The sequence below is a fragment of the Thalassotalea crassostreae genome (genome assembly GCF_001831495.1).
GTDB lineage: Bacteria > Pseudomonadota > Gammaproteobacteria > Enterobacterales > Alteromonadaceae > Thalassotalea_A > Thalassotalea_A crassostreae.
Window position 1 is genome coordinate 1211459 of the sequence record NZ_CP017689.1, and the last position, 15902, is coordinate 1227360.

The window sequence follows — 15902 nt, forward strand, 5'->3', positions numbered from 1 at the left end:
TTGCAATGACTGAAGGTATTATCACTGCGGCGTATATAATTGCTGCTATTTTATTTATTATGTCTCTTGCTGGATTAAGCAAGCAAGACACAGCGGAAGCGGGTAACTGGTACGGCATTATTGGTATGTCGATCGCGCTTATCGCGACAATTGCAGGGCCAGGAGTTAGCGGTGCTTTGCCATTAACAATTGTTGCTGCATGTATGGTTGGCGGTGCGTTAATAGGCTTACGTTTAGCTAAAAAAGTTGAAATGACAGAAATGCCCGAGCTTGTGGCTATTTTACATAGTTTTGTTGGTTTAGCTGCAGTATTTGTTGGTTTTAACTCATATTATGATCACGGCATTATGATAGGTGCCACGAAAACGATTCACGATGTTGAAGTGTTTTTGGGGGTATTTATTGGTGCGGTAACCTTTACCGGTTCTGTTGTTGCGTTTGCTAAATTACGCGGCATTATCAACACCTCTGCGCTTATGTTGCCACATCGTCATAAATTGAACCTGCTTGCGATTATTGCCAGTGGTTATTTAATGTTTGAATTTGTTAGTGCAGGCGGTGCAACGCAACCATTATTAATTATGACGTTTATCGCATTCGTTTTTGGTTGGCACTTAGTTGCATCAATCGGTGGTGCCGATATGCCGGTTGTTGTGTCGATGCTAAATTCATATTCTGGTTGGGCAGCAGCGGCGGCAGGTTTCATGCTAGGTAATGACTTGTTAATCATCACTGGTGCTTTAGTTGGTTCATCGGGTGCGATTCTTTCTTACATTATGTGTAAGGCAATGAACCGCTCGTTTATCAGTGTTATTGCCGGTGGCTTCGGCACTGATGTTCAAGTAGCAACGGATGTTGATTACGGCGAGCATCAAGAGATCTCAGCGGAAGCGACTGCTGAATTATTGAAAGAAGCGAAGACAGTTGTTATTACTCCAGGTTACGGTATGGCGGTTGCGCAAGCGCAATATCCGGTATATGAAATTACTAGAGCATTACAAAATAAAGGCATCGAAGTTCGTTTTGCAATTCACCCTGTAGCGGGACGTTTGCCTGGTCATATGAATGTATTGTTAGCAGAAGCTAAAGTACCTTACGATATCGTATTAGGCATGGAAGAAATCAATGATGACTTCCCTGAAACTGATGTTGTATTGGTTATTGGTGCAAACGATACCGTAAACCCAGCAGCGGCAGAAGATCCAAATAGTCCGATTGCTGGTATGCCAGTATGTGAAGTTTGGAATGCAAAGCAAGTTGTTGTATTTAAACGCTCAATGAACACAGGTTACGCAGGTGTACAAAACCCATTATTCTTTAAGGATAATACGGTGATGTTATTTGGTGATGCGAAAGATTCTGTCGAGAAGATTTTCAAAGCACTTTAAGTACTTTGTGCAAAAGTAAATATCAAAATGTAAAGGCCCGCTTATTATAGCGGGCTTTATTATTTATATTACAAAGTTTTTATCTCAGAGTTTTGGATATACCGTCTCAATTGAAAAAATTAATTGTGCTAAGTTAATGCAAATTACGCTAAAATTAGGCTAAGTAAACCTTAAAACCAATGTAAATAATTTATCCAGGAATATTATGAAAGTTGCTAAAAATACCGTCGTTCAATTTCACTACGTGTTAAAAACAGAGCAAGGTGATGTCATTGAAGATTCTAACGGCAATACGCCAATGGCCATTTTGATTGGTCATCAAAATATGATCAAAGGCGTTGAAGCGGCCTTACTCGACAAAGAGTCTGGAGAGCAATTCTCTGTATCAGTAACGCCTGAAGATGGCTACGGTGAATACATTGATGAAGCTGTACAACGTGTGCCATCAAAGCATTTACAAGGCGCAGTAAAGTGGAAGCCAGGTATGGTGGCAGTGGTTAATACTGAACAAGGTCAACGCCAAGTAACAGTTTTAAAAGTTGGTAAGTTTATGGTTACCGTTGATACCAATCATCCACTTGCAGGAAAAACACTGAACTTTGACATTAATATCATTGACGTTAGAGCAGCGAGTGAAGAAGAAATTTCTCATGGTCATGCCCATGGCGTAGGTGGTCATCAGCACTAATTGGATTGTTTAATAATTCAATCGTTAAAGGTTTAGTTATAGTGCTTGTTTACTATAGCTATACCTTTTACTGACCAATAGTCCTACCTATAATCTTCTGCCGTCATTTTACTTTCGATATCATCTGTAAATTTCACAATAATCTAGCAAATCCGTTCCTTTCTTTACCTACTTAGTTTGATTATGTTACTAATAGTTATTCTAAAATTCCTAAATCTGCTGAGCGAATTCAGCGATAACAATGACAACAATAAGAACAATAATATGAACTTTAATAAAAAATACATTAGTGCGGCAATTTTAGCGCTATCTAGCTTTACTGTAGCGGCGGATAATATCCAACTAATACATGCCGGTGAGATGCTTTCCGTACCTGGTAAAACCATTCAAAAACAAAAGACTATCGTTATTGTTGATAACAAAATAAGCGAAATTCTCGATGGCTATGTACGCGCTAAAGAAGTATCAGAAGACGCGACAGTAATTGATTTGAAAAATAGTTTTGTTATGCCGGGCATGATGGATATGCATGTTCATTTACAGGGCGAGCTGGGACCAAATAATACCGCTGAAACTGTTCGACTTTCTGACGAAGATGTCAGTATGCAAAGCGTGTTATTTGCGAAACGAACGTTAATGTCCGGCTTTACTACGGTTCGTGATTTAGGTTCAAATCCACAATATATGTATGCATTGCGCGATGGTATCAGTAAAGGCTGGGTTGAAGGCCCTCGTATTATTGCCGCTGGCCGAGTCAGTGTCACAGGCGGCCATTTAGATGTTGATGGTATGCGTCACGACTTACTTGAAAAATACAGTTCAGACACCTTGTGTGATGGTCCATATGATTGCCGAAAGGCGACTCGCACCACAATTAAGTATGGCGCGGATATGATCAAAGTCGCATCGACCGGCGGTGTATTATCGGATACCAGTACAGGTACCGGTCAACAAATGAATGATGATGAATTAAAAGAAATTGTTACCACGGCACATTCATTAGGGCGCAAAGTAGCAGCCCATGCTCATGCTGCAGATGGCATTAATGCTGCATTAAAAGCTGGCGTTGATTCTATTGAACATGGTAGTTATGCAAACAAAGACTCAATTCAGCTGTTTAAACAAACCGGGGCATATTTAGTTCCTACATTATTAGCGGGCGATACCGTTGTTAATTTGGCAAAAACTACCGACTTTATGTCCGATGATATTAAAGCTAAGGCGATTCGCGTTGGTGGCGATATGCTGAAAAACTTCGCTACTGCTTATGAAGCTGGCGTGAACATAGCTTTTGGTACCGATTCTGGCGTTTCTAAACATGGTATAAATGCGCAAGAAGCGATATTAATGCATGGAGCTGGAATGACTGAAATAGACATTATTAAGTCGGCGACTATAAATTCTGCCGATCTAATCGGTAAGTCAGATATACTTGGTACAATAGAAGCTGGAAAGTTAGCGGATATTATCGCCATGGATAAAAATCCTCTTAAAGATATCACCGAATTAACCCGTGTGAACTTTGTGATGAAAGATGGCGTGGTTTTTAGTAATTAGTATAAGGATTGATACCCAAAGCCGTGTCTGAATATATAGCGCACTTTGTTACTAGTATAAATGATATCGATGAAGACAGCTGGAATACCCTGTTTTCATCATCATACCCATTTACCAAGCATGGCTTTTTATCAGCCCTTGAAGACAGTCATGTAGTTTCTAAAGAGACTGGCTGGATAGCTCAGCATTTACTTATCTATAAAAAAGAAAAAGAAAACTCAAATCAAAACTCTATCCAACTAAATCCTCAAAGCCAACTACTCAATCTTAAACACCAAAAATCATTAGTGGCTGCAATGCCAGCTTATATCAAACTTCATTCATATGGCGAGTATATGTTTGACTGGAGTTGGGCAGACGCTTTTTTAGCAAAAGGAATTGAATACTACCCTAAATTGGTTAGTTCAGTTCCATTTACACCAGCAACCGGCCAACGTTTTGCTGTTGCTAATAGTGAACTAGAAAATTACAACCAGTTAATTAAATTAATGGTTAATGCTTGTAAAGAAATAGCACACCGCGTTTCTTTATCGAATATGCAGTGGCTATTTGTTGATAAGCAAGGCTCACTTGAACTTGCTAATGAAGACACATTACAGCGAACAGATATTCAATATCATTGGTTTAACCGCGGTTATGCTAACTTTGATGATTTTCTTGCAACATTAAAGTCGAGAAAACGGAAAAATATAAGCAAAGAGCGAGCGCAGGTACATAACAATGGTATCTGTTTTAGTTGGTTGTCCGGTGAGCAAATATCTAGCCTAGACTGGCAGCAATTTTTTCAATTCTATCAATTAACCTATATGCGCCGCTCTGGCCATCAAGGTTATTTGAATCTAAGTTTTTTTCAAAATTTGCCGGCAAAGATAAGTGAGCAAGTTTTATTATTAAAAGCCACTAAAGACGATAGAGTCGTTGGTTGTGCACTTTACTTTAAATCAGATACTCATCTATACGGCCGTTATTGGGGGAGCACTCAAGAGTTTGACTTTTTGCACTTTGAAGCCTGTTATTATCAAGGTATTGAATATTGCATCAAACACGGTTTACAAGTGTTTGACGCTGGTGCTCAAGGCGAACATAAGTTACTCCGCGGTTTTGAACCTGTGGTTAATTATGGGAACTATTTGTTTTTTGAACAGACTTACAAGCAATCTATTGCTCAGTTTTTACGGCAAGAGACTGAACATCATAAAGAGTACCTAAAAAATGCAAAAAACTATCTACCCTATAAACACAGTGAATAATAAGGCTTAACTAGCTTTTTAACTGAGCTTTTAACATAGCTATTTTAAAATAGTTTGTTAGCTTACTTCTTTACCCAAGAGATAAGTCGTTTGTGCACACCGGTAGTTAATCCAACGCCTAGCAATATTAATAAGCCGCCTGTAAGCATTAATACAGATAGTTGTTCATCAAGAAATGACATGCCCCATAACACTCCAAACACTGGAATAAGATAAGTAACTGTCATCGCTTTTTCTGGGCCAAGATCAGCGAGTAATCGAAAGTAAAATATGTATGCAAGGGCGGTACAAAGCACCCCTAATACGATTGCTGAAAGCCAGGAATTTAATGATGGTGTTTCACTTGGCCAATAAAATGGCAAGAATGGCAATAGCATGATGGTGGCAAACAATAAAGAACCTGCGGCGATTGCCAAGCTATTAACTCCTTGTAAGTATCTTTTCGCATAACACGCTGCATAACCGTAATTTAGCGTTGCCACTAAACAGCATAAAATGGCAACACTACTCGCATCAAATTGTAAGCCTCCTTTACCGGAAAATAGCAAAATTACCCCTGTAAAACCGACCAGCAGACCGGCAATTTTTAATGGGGTAAATTTATCTTTTAACCACAAAAAAGCGACCAATGCGGTAAAGATTGGCGCTGTCGCATTCAGAATCGAGGTCAATCCGGCGCTTTGGCTTAAAGTCGCATAAGCAAATAGGGTAAATGGTAGAGCAGTGTTGGTTAGGCCAACAATCATGATACCTTTCCAATGGTTTTTTAATTGCTTACCGGCTTTATAGTAAATAAGAAAAGGCAGCAAAGTTAAAAAGCCTATGGCGACACGAATAAATATCAATGAAACAGCGCCAAAATCACTACTTGAGTAGCGCAAAAACATGAATGAAGCGCCCCAAATTGCGGCTAGTGCTACTAATTGTATGGTTTGAATGAAATTCATTTGGCTCGGAAAGTAGGTTTTATTAGTGTTTAATTGTTAATTTAGCAGGGTTTTGCCTCAATTTCTCTTGAAGTGTTTAATTTCGCCCATATATCAGTCAAATCGTTAAATCTAATACCCTATAAAAATTATTAATTATGACCGCCAGTATTTCGTTATTTCAGAATCAATTAAAACGTATTGACTCAAGCAAAGCATTCCAAGGTGTGGTGATTGCTGTGATCATACTCTCAGCTTTATTGATTGGCGCTAAAACTCATGACTTCCCAGAGAAAGTTATCACCGTATTGGCGATAATGGACATGAGTATTACGGTATTCTTTTTAGTCGAAATAGTTATTCGCTACTTAGCTAGTGAGGATAATAAAACGTTTTTTAAAAGTGGTTGGAATATTTTTGATAGCTTAATCGTCATCGGTTCTCTCATTCCTGCCGGCGGCTCAGGTGTTTTACTAGCGCGATTACTTAGGGTGTTTAGAGTTCTGCGACTGGTCTCCATGGTGCCAGAACTTCGGTTACTAATAAATGCATTACTTAAAGCTATCCCAAGAATGGGCTATATCGCTTTATTGATGTTTGTTATTTTCTATATTTACGCAGCAATTGGTTCGATCTTATTTCACCAAATAAATGAATTTTTATGGGGTGATGTTTCGGTATCTTTATTGACTTTATTCCGCGTTGCTACGTTTGAAGATTGGACCGATATCATGTACGAAACAATGGCGGTGTACCCTTTAAGTTGGGTGTTTTATCTAACCTTTATCTTCCTTACCGCCTTTGTTTTTCTAAATATGATGGTAGGTACTATCTTGGAAGTAATGGCCCATGAACATGAGCTAGAACGAGCAAAAGCTCATGGTGAGTCGGAAGACGGAGGCGAGCCTGCAAGTAGAGCACAAATTGAACAATTACAGCGGCAAATAACCGAATTATCAGCAATTACTAAAGCAATAGCCGAAAAAAAATAAAGTAACAGCTATTTATATCCTATTATTAAATAATGAAAAAACGCTAATTAATACTTTCACTTAGGTTTTTATGTTTTAATGAGCGTCTTACCTCTTATTGAAAGGAATAATGCGTGATAAACGACTTTGTAAATGCGGCGAATGGTCTCCTGTGGGGCCAAATATTGGTACCTTTACTTTTAATCGCCGGGGTCTGGTTTACGGTTCGTTTAAGAGCGATTCAATTTCGTCATTTTGGTCATATGTTTTCGGTTATGAAAAATAGTCGAAAAAGTGACGGGCACGGTATTTCTTCTTTTCAAGCACTTTGTACGTCTCTCGCGGCACGTGTCGGTACAGGTAATTTAATGGGTGTTGCCGTTGCAATATCGATTGGTGGCCCTGGTGCAATTTTCTGGATGTGGGTGATAGCGCTTATCGGTATGGCTACAGCCTTTGCCGAAAGCACTTTAGGACAATTATATAAAGAAACCAATCGCAATGGTGATTACCGTGGTGGTCCTGCGTACTACATGCTAAAAGGCTTAAAGAGCCCAGCCTTAGCTTTGTTATTCTCCATATGTTTGTTTATCGGTTATGGCATGATTTTTTCGGCACCACAGGCGAATTCAATTGCCGAAGCATTTAATTATTCCTATGGCGTCGATACCATGATTACCGGTGTTGTGCTTACCATTTTTGCCGCTATTATTGTTTTAGGTGGAATGAAAAAAATCGCTCGCTTTTCAGAGATGGTGGTACCATTTATGGGCGTTGCTTATCTACTTGTCGCAACGTTCGTGATATTGATGAATATTGGTGAAATTCCAAGCATATTACTAAATATATTTGAGTCGGCATTTGGTTTAAGAGAAGCCGGCGGTGGCATGATTGGTATTGCCATGATGCAAGGGATAAAACGTGGTTTGTATTCTAACGAAGCAGGTATGGGTAGCGTACCTCATGCGGCAGCCGCAGCAACACCTTACCCTCCGCACCCTGCTTCACAAGGTTATGTACAAATGCTCGGTGTCTTTTTCGACACCATTGTATTGTGTACTTGTACGGCAATGATCATTTTACTAAGTGGTATTGAGTTAGGACAAGAAAACTTTGGTATCGCATTAACCCAACAGGCACTAGAAAACCAAGTTGGTTCTTGGGGGCGAGATTTTATCGCAGTAGCAATTTTCTTCTTTGGTTTTACTTCTATGGTGGCTAATTACGCTTATGCTGAAAATGCTTTACCGTTTATCAAGATGAATAATAAAATTGGCCGATTGGTGTTTTTAGCTGTATTCCTAGGCATGATTTTTTATGGTTCGATTGCGACCCTCGGTGAAGTGATTAATCTTGCCGACTTAGCCATGGCGTTAATGACTATTGTCAATGTGGTTGCTATCGGTTTATTAACTAAACAATTAGTGATATTGGCTAAAGATTACAACAGTCATATCGACAAAGGTGATGTGCCTCGATTTATTGCTAGCAAAGAGCAAGAGCAAGAAATGAACTTGACTCCAAATATTTGGAGCAAAGAAAATACAGAGCTAAAATAATAAGCTTAGATAAAGCTTTAGTTAATCTATCTTAGAAATAAAGAATACAGATTTTCAATTCTTTCACTGTATTACCAGATGCCAAGCATAGCAATTTTTGCTATGCTTGCGACCATTAACACTATCATTATTTTGGAATTTAAATGAGTTTCGATTCTATCGGTTTGCCGGATGAATTATTAAAAGCGGTAAAGAGTTGCGGGTACCGCACAATGACAGAAGTTCAAAAGCGAGCTATTCCTGCTGTTCGCTCTGGTCAAGATGTGCTTGCCAGTGCACAAACCGGTACCGGTAAAACTGCCGCATTTTCAATTCCAATTATTGAGCAATTATTAAAAGCAAAACAATCGACAGTGCCGGTTGTAAAAGCATTAGTATTAGCGCCAACTCGAGAGTTAGCAATACAAGTTGCGGATAATATTAAAAGTTACACAGAACATACTCAATTAACTACCAACGTGGTTTATGGAGGCGTAGGCTCTTCCGGCCAAGAAAAACGTTTAAAAGCCGGCTCAGACATTCTAGTGGCAACACCGGGGCGATTAATAGAGCACTTGAACTTACGCCATGTGAATATCTCGCAGTTAAAGTTCATTGTGCTAGATGAAGCGGATCGTATGCTTGATATGGGCTTTGCCAAGGATATTGAAAAAATATTTTTAGGATTGAAACACCAACATCAAACGCTAATGTTTTCTGCGACATTTTCAAATAAAGTAAAATTGTTAGCGCAGCAATTCCTGACAAATCCTCGAGTTTTAGAAACAGCGAAACAAAATGCTACGGCAGCAAAAGTTAGGCATTTTGTCTATCCGGTGGAAGAACATCGTAAAAGCGAAATGCTAGCTGAACTTATTGGTGTTAATAACTGGCAACAAATTATGGTGTTTGCTGGCACCAAAGAAAGTGCTAATGCAATTGCTAAAGAGCTAAAACTTGATGGCATTAAAGCTGCGCTTTGTCATGGTGATAAATCGCAAGGCTCTCGCAATAAAGCGCTTGAAGACTTTGCTGAAGGAAAGGTAAGAGTATTGGTGGCTACCGATGTTGCCGCCCGAGGTATAGATATTAAGGATTTACAATATGTAGTAAATTATCATTTACCGTTTTTACCTGAAGATTATGTTCACCGAATAGGTCGCACCGGTCGTGCTGGTAAGTCGGGCACTGCAATATCTTTATTATCGCCAAAAGATAACAAGTTTTTAGATAATATTGAGCAAGTAATTGGCCACAAGATTGAGCAAATCAAGTTACCAGGTTACGAGTTTAACCCGCTTGATTACGCCTCAAAGGCTGAGCAAAAAGCGGCGCAAAAAGGTGGCAAGTCTGAACTGAATCGATACCAAGCGCAACAAAAGAAAAACCAAGGTTTAGCGAAAAAGAAAACTTCGTCATCAAAGGCAAAAGCTAAGGGCGCAGCTAAAGTAAAACGCAAGAGCCGTCATTCATCGAAATAGTTATGTTTGAGAAAAAAAAACAATCTGCGGTAATACATAAAAACAATATATCAACGGTTGATACCGAACAATATTATCAACCGATTGATGACGAGCGCATAGATCATTCGCTCAATCATCAACAAATTGATATTCCATTTCATTTTCGCCATACCTGTTGGTTTTGCTCTGAACCTGCAGCCCAAGATTTATACTTCCCAAAAACCAAAAAAGCGATGGAGTATTGCACCCATCGAGCGATTTCATTGCCTATTTGCCGCGAGTGCAAAGTAATATCTAATGGTATTCGTGGCGATAATATTTGGCAGTATCGTGAAGCGTTGAAGAAATCTTTAGCGAACAAATATCAAAAGCATTTAGCTATTGGTAAAAATTGGACCAAAGAAGAACTTGAAAACGCTGGCTTTGAAGGTGGTAACTTTGAAGGCTTTGCCAAAAGTGGTTGGTTTATGTTTGAAGTGGCGCGAGATAGGGTAAACTTCGCTGGTTGGCCATTATGGTGTCACGGTGAGCAAATTGAAGACATAACGGCAGGAAAGCAGTTTGTCTTTGATGGGGTTACTTACAGTGATATCAATCAAGCAGTAGATTTTTACGTTAAATCTTTTGCCCTTAAACGCACATTCCTATTAGAGCTCATAGATGTTTTGGGTATCGATAGGTTTAGTGATGCGATTCGTTATGCTCGCATTCATGTGGCTGCATCAGTGCGGGAACAAAGACAAATACTTGAAGATTTATCCGAGCGATAATTTATCTATCGGTTACTGCTGATATTAGTATTTCTTCTTGTTTTCTTTAGATAGTATAATCCTGCGCCTTATTTTTAGCTCTTGTAACCAATGGAAGCCAAAGAATATAGGGAATCCAATGATTACCAAAAGAGTGGCAATTTTTACCGCCCATTCAGGGGCATGAAAAATAGGAGATACTAGGGCAAAGACTTGCAATAACACCCAAGAAATTACTATGTAGGCGGCGCTAGGTTTAAGCAATCGGCTACTTTTAAATATAGCCATTGAGATGTGCCATATACTGCTTGTAAGATTTTCTGAACTGGTATTAGAACCTAAGCTGAATATGCCGCTCTCTGTTTTTTCTATGGTCGGTAACATCATTCGATAACCCTTTCTAGGTATCGTTTGAATATAAATAGGGCATTCAATATGATCGTCTAAAGCGTGGCGTATTTCACTGATAATATGAGTAACATTGGAGCCCGATGCATTGGCGTCGCCCCAACCAAACTCTAAGATTTCATCACGTGATACAACGTTACAATCTTTGGATGCAAGCAATACTAAAATTTCCATGGCTTTAGGTGGTAGGTGATAGCGTTCTGAATCCCTAATTACGACTCCTAAGTTCGGCTCCACAATAGTTTGACCAAGGCAAAAGCCTGCGTGCATTTTTTTTGCCACAGCAAAGTTATCAACGGCATTTATTGTGGTTGATCCCTCAGATATGCTTTTGTTGATTTGTTTTTCCGTCACTATCTCACTCAGTTAAGACACTAGTTAAATGTCATAGAACCCATTAACAATGACTTATAAGTATGGTCTATACCGTCAAATTCGCTACCAAGTTTCATTATGAAAATAAAATAAAGACTAAAAAGTTAGGTGAAAAAGTGTGTTAAATTAATGTAAACTGGATAAGTCGTATTTTTCATTTTATTTACCAAGTTACATTCAAGTCAATTAACTAAGATCTATTAGGAGTATCGTGGGCCATTTTTTTGAAATTCTAGCAATACTTGTCGCATCAGTTGTCATCGTTTGGTTATTTCGTCGTTTAAATTTGCCTGCGATTCTTGCATACCTTGTCGCGGGTACTATTGTCGGTGAACATGTTTTAGGTATTACTGGTGCATCGATTGATTATGAACACTTTGCTGAGTTAGGCATTGTATTTCTACTGTTTACTCTAGGGTTAGAATTTTCACTTCCTAAGCTTATGGCAATGCGTCATTTAGTAATGGGCGTAGGCTCTAAGCAGGTGTTAATAACTGCCGTAGTATTCTTACTTATTTCACTATTCGTCGGCCTAGAAATCGAAACTGCTTTTGTTATTGGCGGCATATTAGCGCTTTCAAGCACCGCAATTGTTATTCGTCAGCTCAACGAGTCGGGGTCAATAAAGCGAAAATCAGGACAGATATCAGTTGCGGTATTGCTTTTTCAAGATATTGCCGTTGTACCATTTCTTATCGTTATCCCATTTTTAAGTGATAGCGGTGATAGCTCGATGCTAATGGCGCTGTTATTTGCCTTGTTAAAAGGTGTGTTTGTCGTCGCCTTGTTGTTGTCAGCAGGTAAGTGGTTATTGCCTCGATTATTTAACCAAGTGGCTCAAGTTAGAACTGATGAGCTATTTGTATTAACGACTTTGTTAGTTACCTTATTTGCAGCGGCATTGACTCAGTTTTTTGGTTTGTCGATGGCTCTTGGCGCTTTCCTAGCCGGCATGATGTTAGGTGAAAGCCAATACAAGTATCAGTTAGAAGCTGATATTAGGCCGTTTAGGGATATTCTTCTTGGTCTGTTTTTTGTTACCGTTGGTATGAAGCTTAACCCTATTTTATTATTCACTGAGCCAGTTAAAATCGCATTGATTGTGATTGGCTTTATGGGCATTAAAATATTAATTATTCGTTATTTAGCGGTCAAAGCAGGAGAGTCGAAAAAAGATTCTTGGGCAAGTGCATTTATGTTAGCACAAATGGGGGAGTTTGGTTTCGTACTGATTTCTTTGTCGGCGACTGTCGGTGTTTTGTCGAGCGAACTAACATCTTTGTTACTAGGTTGCGGTATCATTTCGATGGCGATAACACCATATATGATAAAAAATGCGCGCAAATGGTCGGTTAAAATTGCCTATGATGGTAAGAATGATGACGTTGGCGAAGAACAAAAAGTTAATGCTAGTAAGTTAAATAATCACGTTGTTATTTGTGGTTTTGGTCGAGTTGGACAAACAGTAAGTCGATTTTTAAAAGAGGAAAAAATTGATTTTGTATCAATTGATATCGATCCGATCCGTGTCAGTGAAGCAAGAGAAGCTGGCGAAACGGTATTGTTTGGTTCGGCACGTCAGATAGAGGTTCTTAATGCGGCTAATCTTCAACAAGCCAAGCTTGTGGTTATTTCCTACGGAGCGGCTGAGCAATCACTAGACGTTGTGCAAAAAGTTCGTTCAATCTCTAAATCAGTACAAATTTTAGTAAGAACTCGTAATGATGACGCCCTTGTTTCTCTAAAAGATGCTGGCGCCAATGAAGTCGTTCCTGAATCGCTAGAAGGCAGTTTAATGCTGGTTTCACAAGTCTTAAACTTATCAGGTATTCCATTTTCTCGCATTGTTCGACGAGTACAAGCAGAGCGTAAAAGTCATTACCACAGATTGCATGGCTTCTACCCTGGGGTTGATACCAACATGAGTGCTGAATCGATTGAAAGACTTGAGTTTGTTCATCCTACGTTGTTACCAGATGATGCTTGGGCTAATGGCAAAACAATCAGTGAGCTAGGGTTAACAGCTAAACGTGTCGAGATCATTGCGGTAAGAAGAGATAACGATGAGTTTAGTGAACCTGCTGATGACTTTCTTTTAAAGGCGCAAGATACCATCGTGCTGCAGGGTAAGCCTAGGCGTGTTGAACGTGTAGAAAGGTTTTTGCAAGAAGGACCGTAATAAACGTCACCTTCTTGTCGATCTAAATAGCATCTCTAAATTGCAGAGATAGCGTCACAAATATCGTTTAGCTATTAAATGTATAGCGCTATAGATTAAGGAACTCACGGATTTGAGTTTCTTGCTCTAATGCATCTTCCATTCCCATTTGAATAAGTTTTTTACAATAGTTTTGCTCAAATAAAATATAAGAGGTTAGAGTCGTTTCAGTATCTTTTTGCACTCCCATCATTCTCAAAATAAATCGTAACGACCATTTTAATTCATCGAAATGTTCACTGGCGATAACATGAAAATTCTTACTAGGGTTAAGCATATAACTATTAACATTTTTCAAATGAGTAGAGTCTCCGTATTTTTCCTTATCAATCATTCCGATGGTTTTATTGATTCGGTGCATACGTTCTAAGTCAGAATTTAAGGATTCTGTAAAAACGGTATCCATCAGATGACCAGTAATAGTTGCTGCCGTTGGTGGTTGCTGAAAGTCTACAGCGTGATGTATTTGCTGTTGTGGTTGTGCTAAACCGACGATGAATATTTTTTCTGCACCTAAATGAATTGGTGGGCTTAATGGTGATAATTGACTTACTGAGCCATCACCATAATGTTCGTGCTTTATTTTTACCGATGGAAAAATTAATGGGATCGCGCTTGATGCCATTAAATGCTCTGAATTAAGCTGAGTTTGAATCCCACGGCGCTTAGCACGTTGCCATGGCTCAATTGATTTATCAGCCTGATAAAAGCTAATCGAATCACCTGAAGTATAACTTGATGCGGTAATTGCAATAGACGACAAATAGCCATTGGCAATATTGGCATCTATACGCTTGAAATCTACAACTCGATTTAGAAGTTGTCGAAGTGGTTCATTGTTTAATAAACTCATTGGTTTTTTCGGTGCATAACCAGCTTGAAAGCTACCAAACAAACCTTTAAGAATATGACCAAAGACCTTTTTACCATTGCTATGGTAAATTTGATCGGTATGCATATGATTGTAAATGTACTCGAGCTTGCGTATGCCTAAATGAAAACAAGAAGCATAGCAGGCAATCGTGGTTGCATTTATCGCGCCGGCTGATGTACCGCTGATGATCGGAAAAGGGATACCGTGGTTACGAGGTAAAAACTTAGCAATCGCTTTTAATACACCTAATTGATACGCTGCACTTGCGCCACCACCGGTGAGAAGTAACGCTGTTTTACAGCCTTTATAACTTTTTTTCTCGGTCATACTTACAACAAAACCCTTGTGCTATTTTTAATACCGACATCACTTGGTATTAATCCTTTAATTTAATAATGTTAGATATCGATGATTTAGTAAAGGGCTTAATAACAAAAAGGTCAAAGCAGAGGGCATTTTGTTGAACACATAAAAAAGCACCGTAACTTTTTACCGGTGCGGTGCTTAGAAATGGGTAAATATAGAGACGATAGCTTATCGCTATCAATTCACTTTATTTGGTATTAAATTGCTATTATGTAGCTTTTGCTCTGTAGGCATTAGACACTTTCGACGTCGGTGCTTTGCCAAGCTTATCGGAAATAAACCAGCCTGCTTGCAGCAGTTTATCAAGGTCAATACCGTGTTCAATGCCTAATCCATTTAGCATATAAACCACATCTTCGGTTGCGACATTTCCAGATGCACCTTTGGCATAAGGACAACCGCCCAAACCAGATACTGCGCTATCAACAACACTTACACCCATATTCAAAGCCGCGTAAATATTAGTTAATGCTTGCCCATAGGTATCATGAAAATGTACCGCTAACTTGTCGACCGGCACTTGCTGTAGCACCTCTGTAAGCATTTCGGTTACAGACTTAACCGTACCAACACCAATAGTATCTCCTAGAGAAATTTCGTAACACCCCATATCAAGCAATGTCTTTGCTACTTTGGCAACTTGCTCAGGGGCGATATCGCCTTCATAAGGACAACCAACAACGCACGATACATAACCTCTTACCGCAATACCTTTAGCTTTTGCAGCAGTAACAACAGGTGCAAATCTCGCTAAAGACTCTTCAATTGAGCAGTTAATGTTTTTTTGTGAAAAGCTTTCGCTGGCTGCACCGAAAATAGCAACTTCATCACAACCTGCGGCTACTGCAGCTTCAAAGCCTTTTAAATTTGGCGTTAAAGCAGCATAAGTAACACCATCTTTGCGTTTGATGCCGTTAAATACGTCCGTCGATGTTGCCATTTGCGGAACCCATTTGGGTGAAACAAAACTGCCACTTTCAACATAGCTAACACCGGCGTCAGCAAGTTGTTCGATGAGCTCGATTTTATCCGTTGCATCAATCAGTGTTTTTTCGTTCTGTAAACCATCACGAGCACCCACTTCAACAATTTTAACTGAACTAGGCAAGGCCATATTTACTGTCATAACAA

General features: G+C 39.2%; 13 protein-coding genes. 9 read left to right on the forward strand and 4 right to left on the reverse strand.

The features are described 5' to 3' along the window. The first annotated feature begins 5 nt into the window (after positions 1-5). The 4 genes from pntB to LT090_RS05345 all read left to right on the forward strand — a co-directional run bounded on the left by pntB (position 6) and on the right by LT090_RS05345 (position 4883). Complete coding sequence (gene pntB, locus LT090_RS05330) at positions 6-1388, forward strand: Re/Si-specific NAD(P)(+) transhydrogenase subunit beta (protein WP_068546878.1); 1383 nt, start codon at positions 6-8, stop codon at positions 1386-1388. 205 nt (positions 1389-1593) lie between these two features. Further along, a complete protein-coding gene (locus tag LT090_RS05335; protein ID WP_068546877.1) occupies positions 1594-2076 on the forward strand; it encodes an FKBP-type peptidyl-prolyl cis-trans isomerase in 483 nt (160 codons plus the stop codon). A gap of 264 nt (positions 2077-2340) precedes the next feature. Beyond that, positions 2341-3633: a metal-dependent hydrolase family protein gene (locus LT090_RS05340; RefSeq protein ID WP_068546876.1), complete on the forward strand. Its 1293-nt coding sequence runs from the start codon at positions 2341-2343 to the stop codon at positions 3631-3633. 23 nt (positions 3634-3656) lie between these two features. Next, positions 3657-4883 (forward strand): GNAT family N-acetyltransferase, encoded by a 1227-nt coding sequence (locus tag LT090_RS05345; RefSeq protein ID WP_157726641.1) that lies wholly within the window; start codon positions 3657-3659, stop codon positions 4881-4883. A 62-nt stretch (positions 4884-4945) separates the two neighbouring features. Here the strand turns inward: LT090_RS05345 and LT090_RS05350 are convergent, their stop codons facing one another. Beyond that, positions 4946-5830, reverse strand: a complete 885-nt coding sequence (locus tag LT090_RS05350) for a DMT family transporter (protein ID WP_068546874.1) — start codon at positions 5828-5830, stop codon at positions 4946-4948. Between the two features lie 137 nt (positions 5831-5967). Here LT090_RS05350 and LT090_RS05355 point away from each other — a divergent pair, with 137 nt between their 5' ends. The 4 genes from LT090_RS05355 (at position 5968) to LT090_RS05370 (ending at position 10551) form a co-directional block, all read left to right on the forward strand. After that, positions 5968-6801, forward strand: a complete 834-nt coding sequence (locus tag LT090_RS05355; RefSeq protein WP_068546873.1) for an ion transporter — start codon at positions 5968-5970, stop codon at positions 6799-6801. A gap of 116 nt (positions 6802-6917) precedes the next feature. After that, positions 6918-8339, forward strand: a complete 1422-nt coding sequence (locus LT090_RS05360) for an alanine/glycine:cation symporter family protein (protein ID WP_068546934.1) — start codon at positions 6918-6920, stop codon at positions 8337-8339. Between the two features lie 143 nt (positions 8340-8482). After that, positions 8483-9799 (forward strand): DEAD/DEAH box helicase, encoded by a 1317-nt coding sequence (locus LT090_RS05365; RefSeq protein ID WP_068546872.1) that lies wholly within the window; start codon positions 8483-8485, stop codon positions 9797-9799. Positions 9800-9801: 2 nt separating this feature from the next. Beyond that, on the forward strand, positions 9802-10551 hold the full coding sequence (locus tag LT090_RS05370; RefSeq protein WP_082897203.1) for a hypothetical protein: 750 nt from the start codon (positions 9802-9804) through the stop codon (positions 10549-10551). 24 nt (positions 10552-10575) lie between these two features. Here LT090_RS05370 and LT090_RS05375 read toward each other — a convergent pair whose 3' ends face one another. After that, the gene (locus LT090_RS05375; protein ID WP_068546871.1) at positions 10576-11292 is read right to left on the reverse strand and encodes a winged helix-turn-helix domain-containing protein; all 717 of its coding nucleotides are present in this window, start codon (positions 11290-11292) and stop codon (positions 10576-10578) included. A 232-nt stretch (positions 11293-11524) separates the two neighbouring features. On the opposite strand from LT090_RS05375, the gene LT090_RS05380 reads away from it, so the two are divergent. After that, a complete protein-coding gene (locus LT090_RS05380) occupies positions 11525-13492 on the forward strand; it encodes a monovalent cation:proton antiporter family protein (RefSeq protein ID WP_089153025.1) in 1968 nt (655 codons plus the stop codon). Between the two features lie 88 nt (positions 13493-13580). Here the strand turns inward: LT090_RS05380 and LT090_RS05385 are convergent, their stop codons facing one another. Next, a complete protein-coding gene (locus LT090_RS05385) occupies positions 13581-14732 on the reverse strand; it encodes a patatin-like phospholipase family protein (RefSeq protein ID WP_068546869.1) in 1152 nt (383 codons plus the stop codon). Positions 14733-14979: 247 nt separating this feature from the next. Then, complete coding sequence (locus LT090_RS05390) at positions 14980-15897, reverse strand: hydroxymethylglutaryl-CoA lyase (protein WP_269466068.1); 918 nt, start codon at positions 15895-15897, stop codon at positions 14980-14982. Between the last annotated feature and the right edge of the window lie 5 nt (positions 15898-15902).

What these genes read in the sequence shown, in the direction of transcription:
- LT090_RS05385 (WP_068546869.1), bottom strand. Translation starts at nt 14,732, where the DNA reads ATGACCGAGAAAAAAAGTTATAAAGGCTGTAAAACAGCGTTACTTCTC.
- LT090_RS05355 (WP_068546873.1), top strand. Translation starts at nt 5,968, where the DNA reads ATGACCGCCAGTATTTCGTTATTTCAGAATCAATTAAAACGTATTGAC.
- LT090_RS05365 (WP_068546872.1), top strand. Translation starts at nt 8,483, where the DNA reads ATGAGTTTCGATTCTATCGGTTTGCCGGATGAATTATTAAAAGCGGTA.
- LT090_RS05370 (WP_082897203.1), top strand. Translation starts at nt 9,802, where the DNA reads ATGTTTGAGAAAAAAAAACAATCTGCGGTAATACATAAAAACAATATA.
- LT090_RS05340 (WP_068546876.1), top strand. Translation starts at nt 2,341, where the DNA reads ATGAACTTTAATAAAAAATACATTAGTGCGGCAATTTTAGCGCTATCT.
- pntB (WP_068546878.1), top strand. Translation starts at nt 6, where the DNA reads ATGACTGAAGGTATTATCACTGCGGCGTATATAATTGCTGCTATTTTA.
- LT090_RS05350 (WP_068546874.1), bottom strand. Translation starts at nt 5,830, where the DNA reads ATGAATTTCATTCAAACCATACAATTAGTAGCACTAGCCGCAATTTGG.
- LT090_RS05390 (WP_269466068.1), bottom strand. Translation starts at nt 15,897, where the DNA reads ATGACAGTAAATATGGCCTTGCCTAGTTCAGTTAAAATTGTTGAAGTG.
- LT090_RS05335 (WP_068546877.1), top strand. Translation starts at nt 1,594, where the DNA reads ATGAAAGTTGCTAAAAATACCGTCGTTCAATTTCACTACGTGTTAAAA.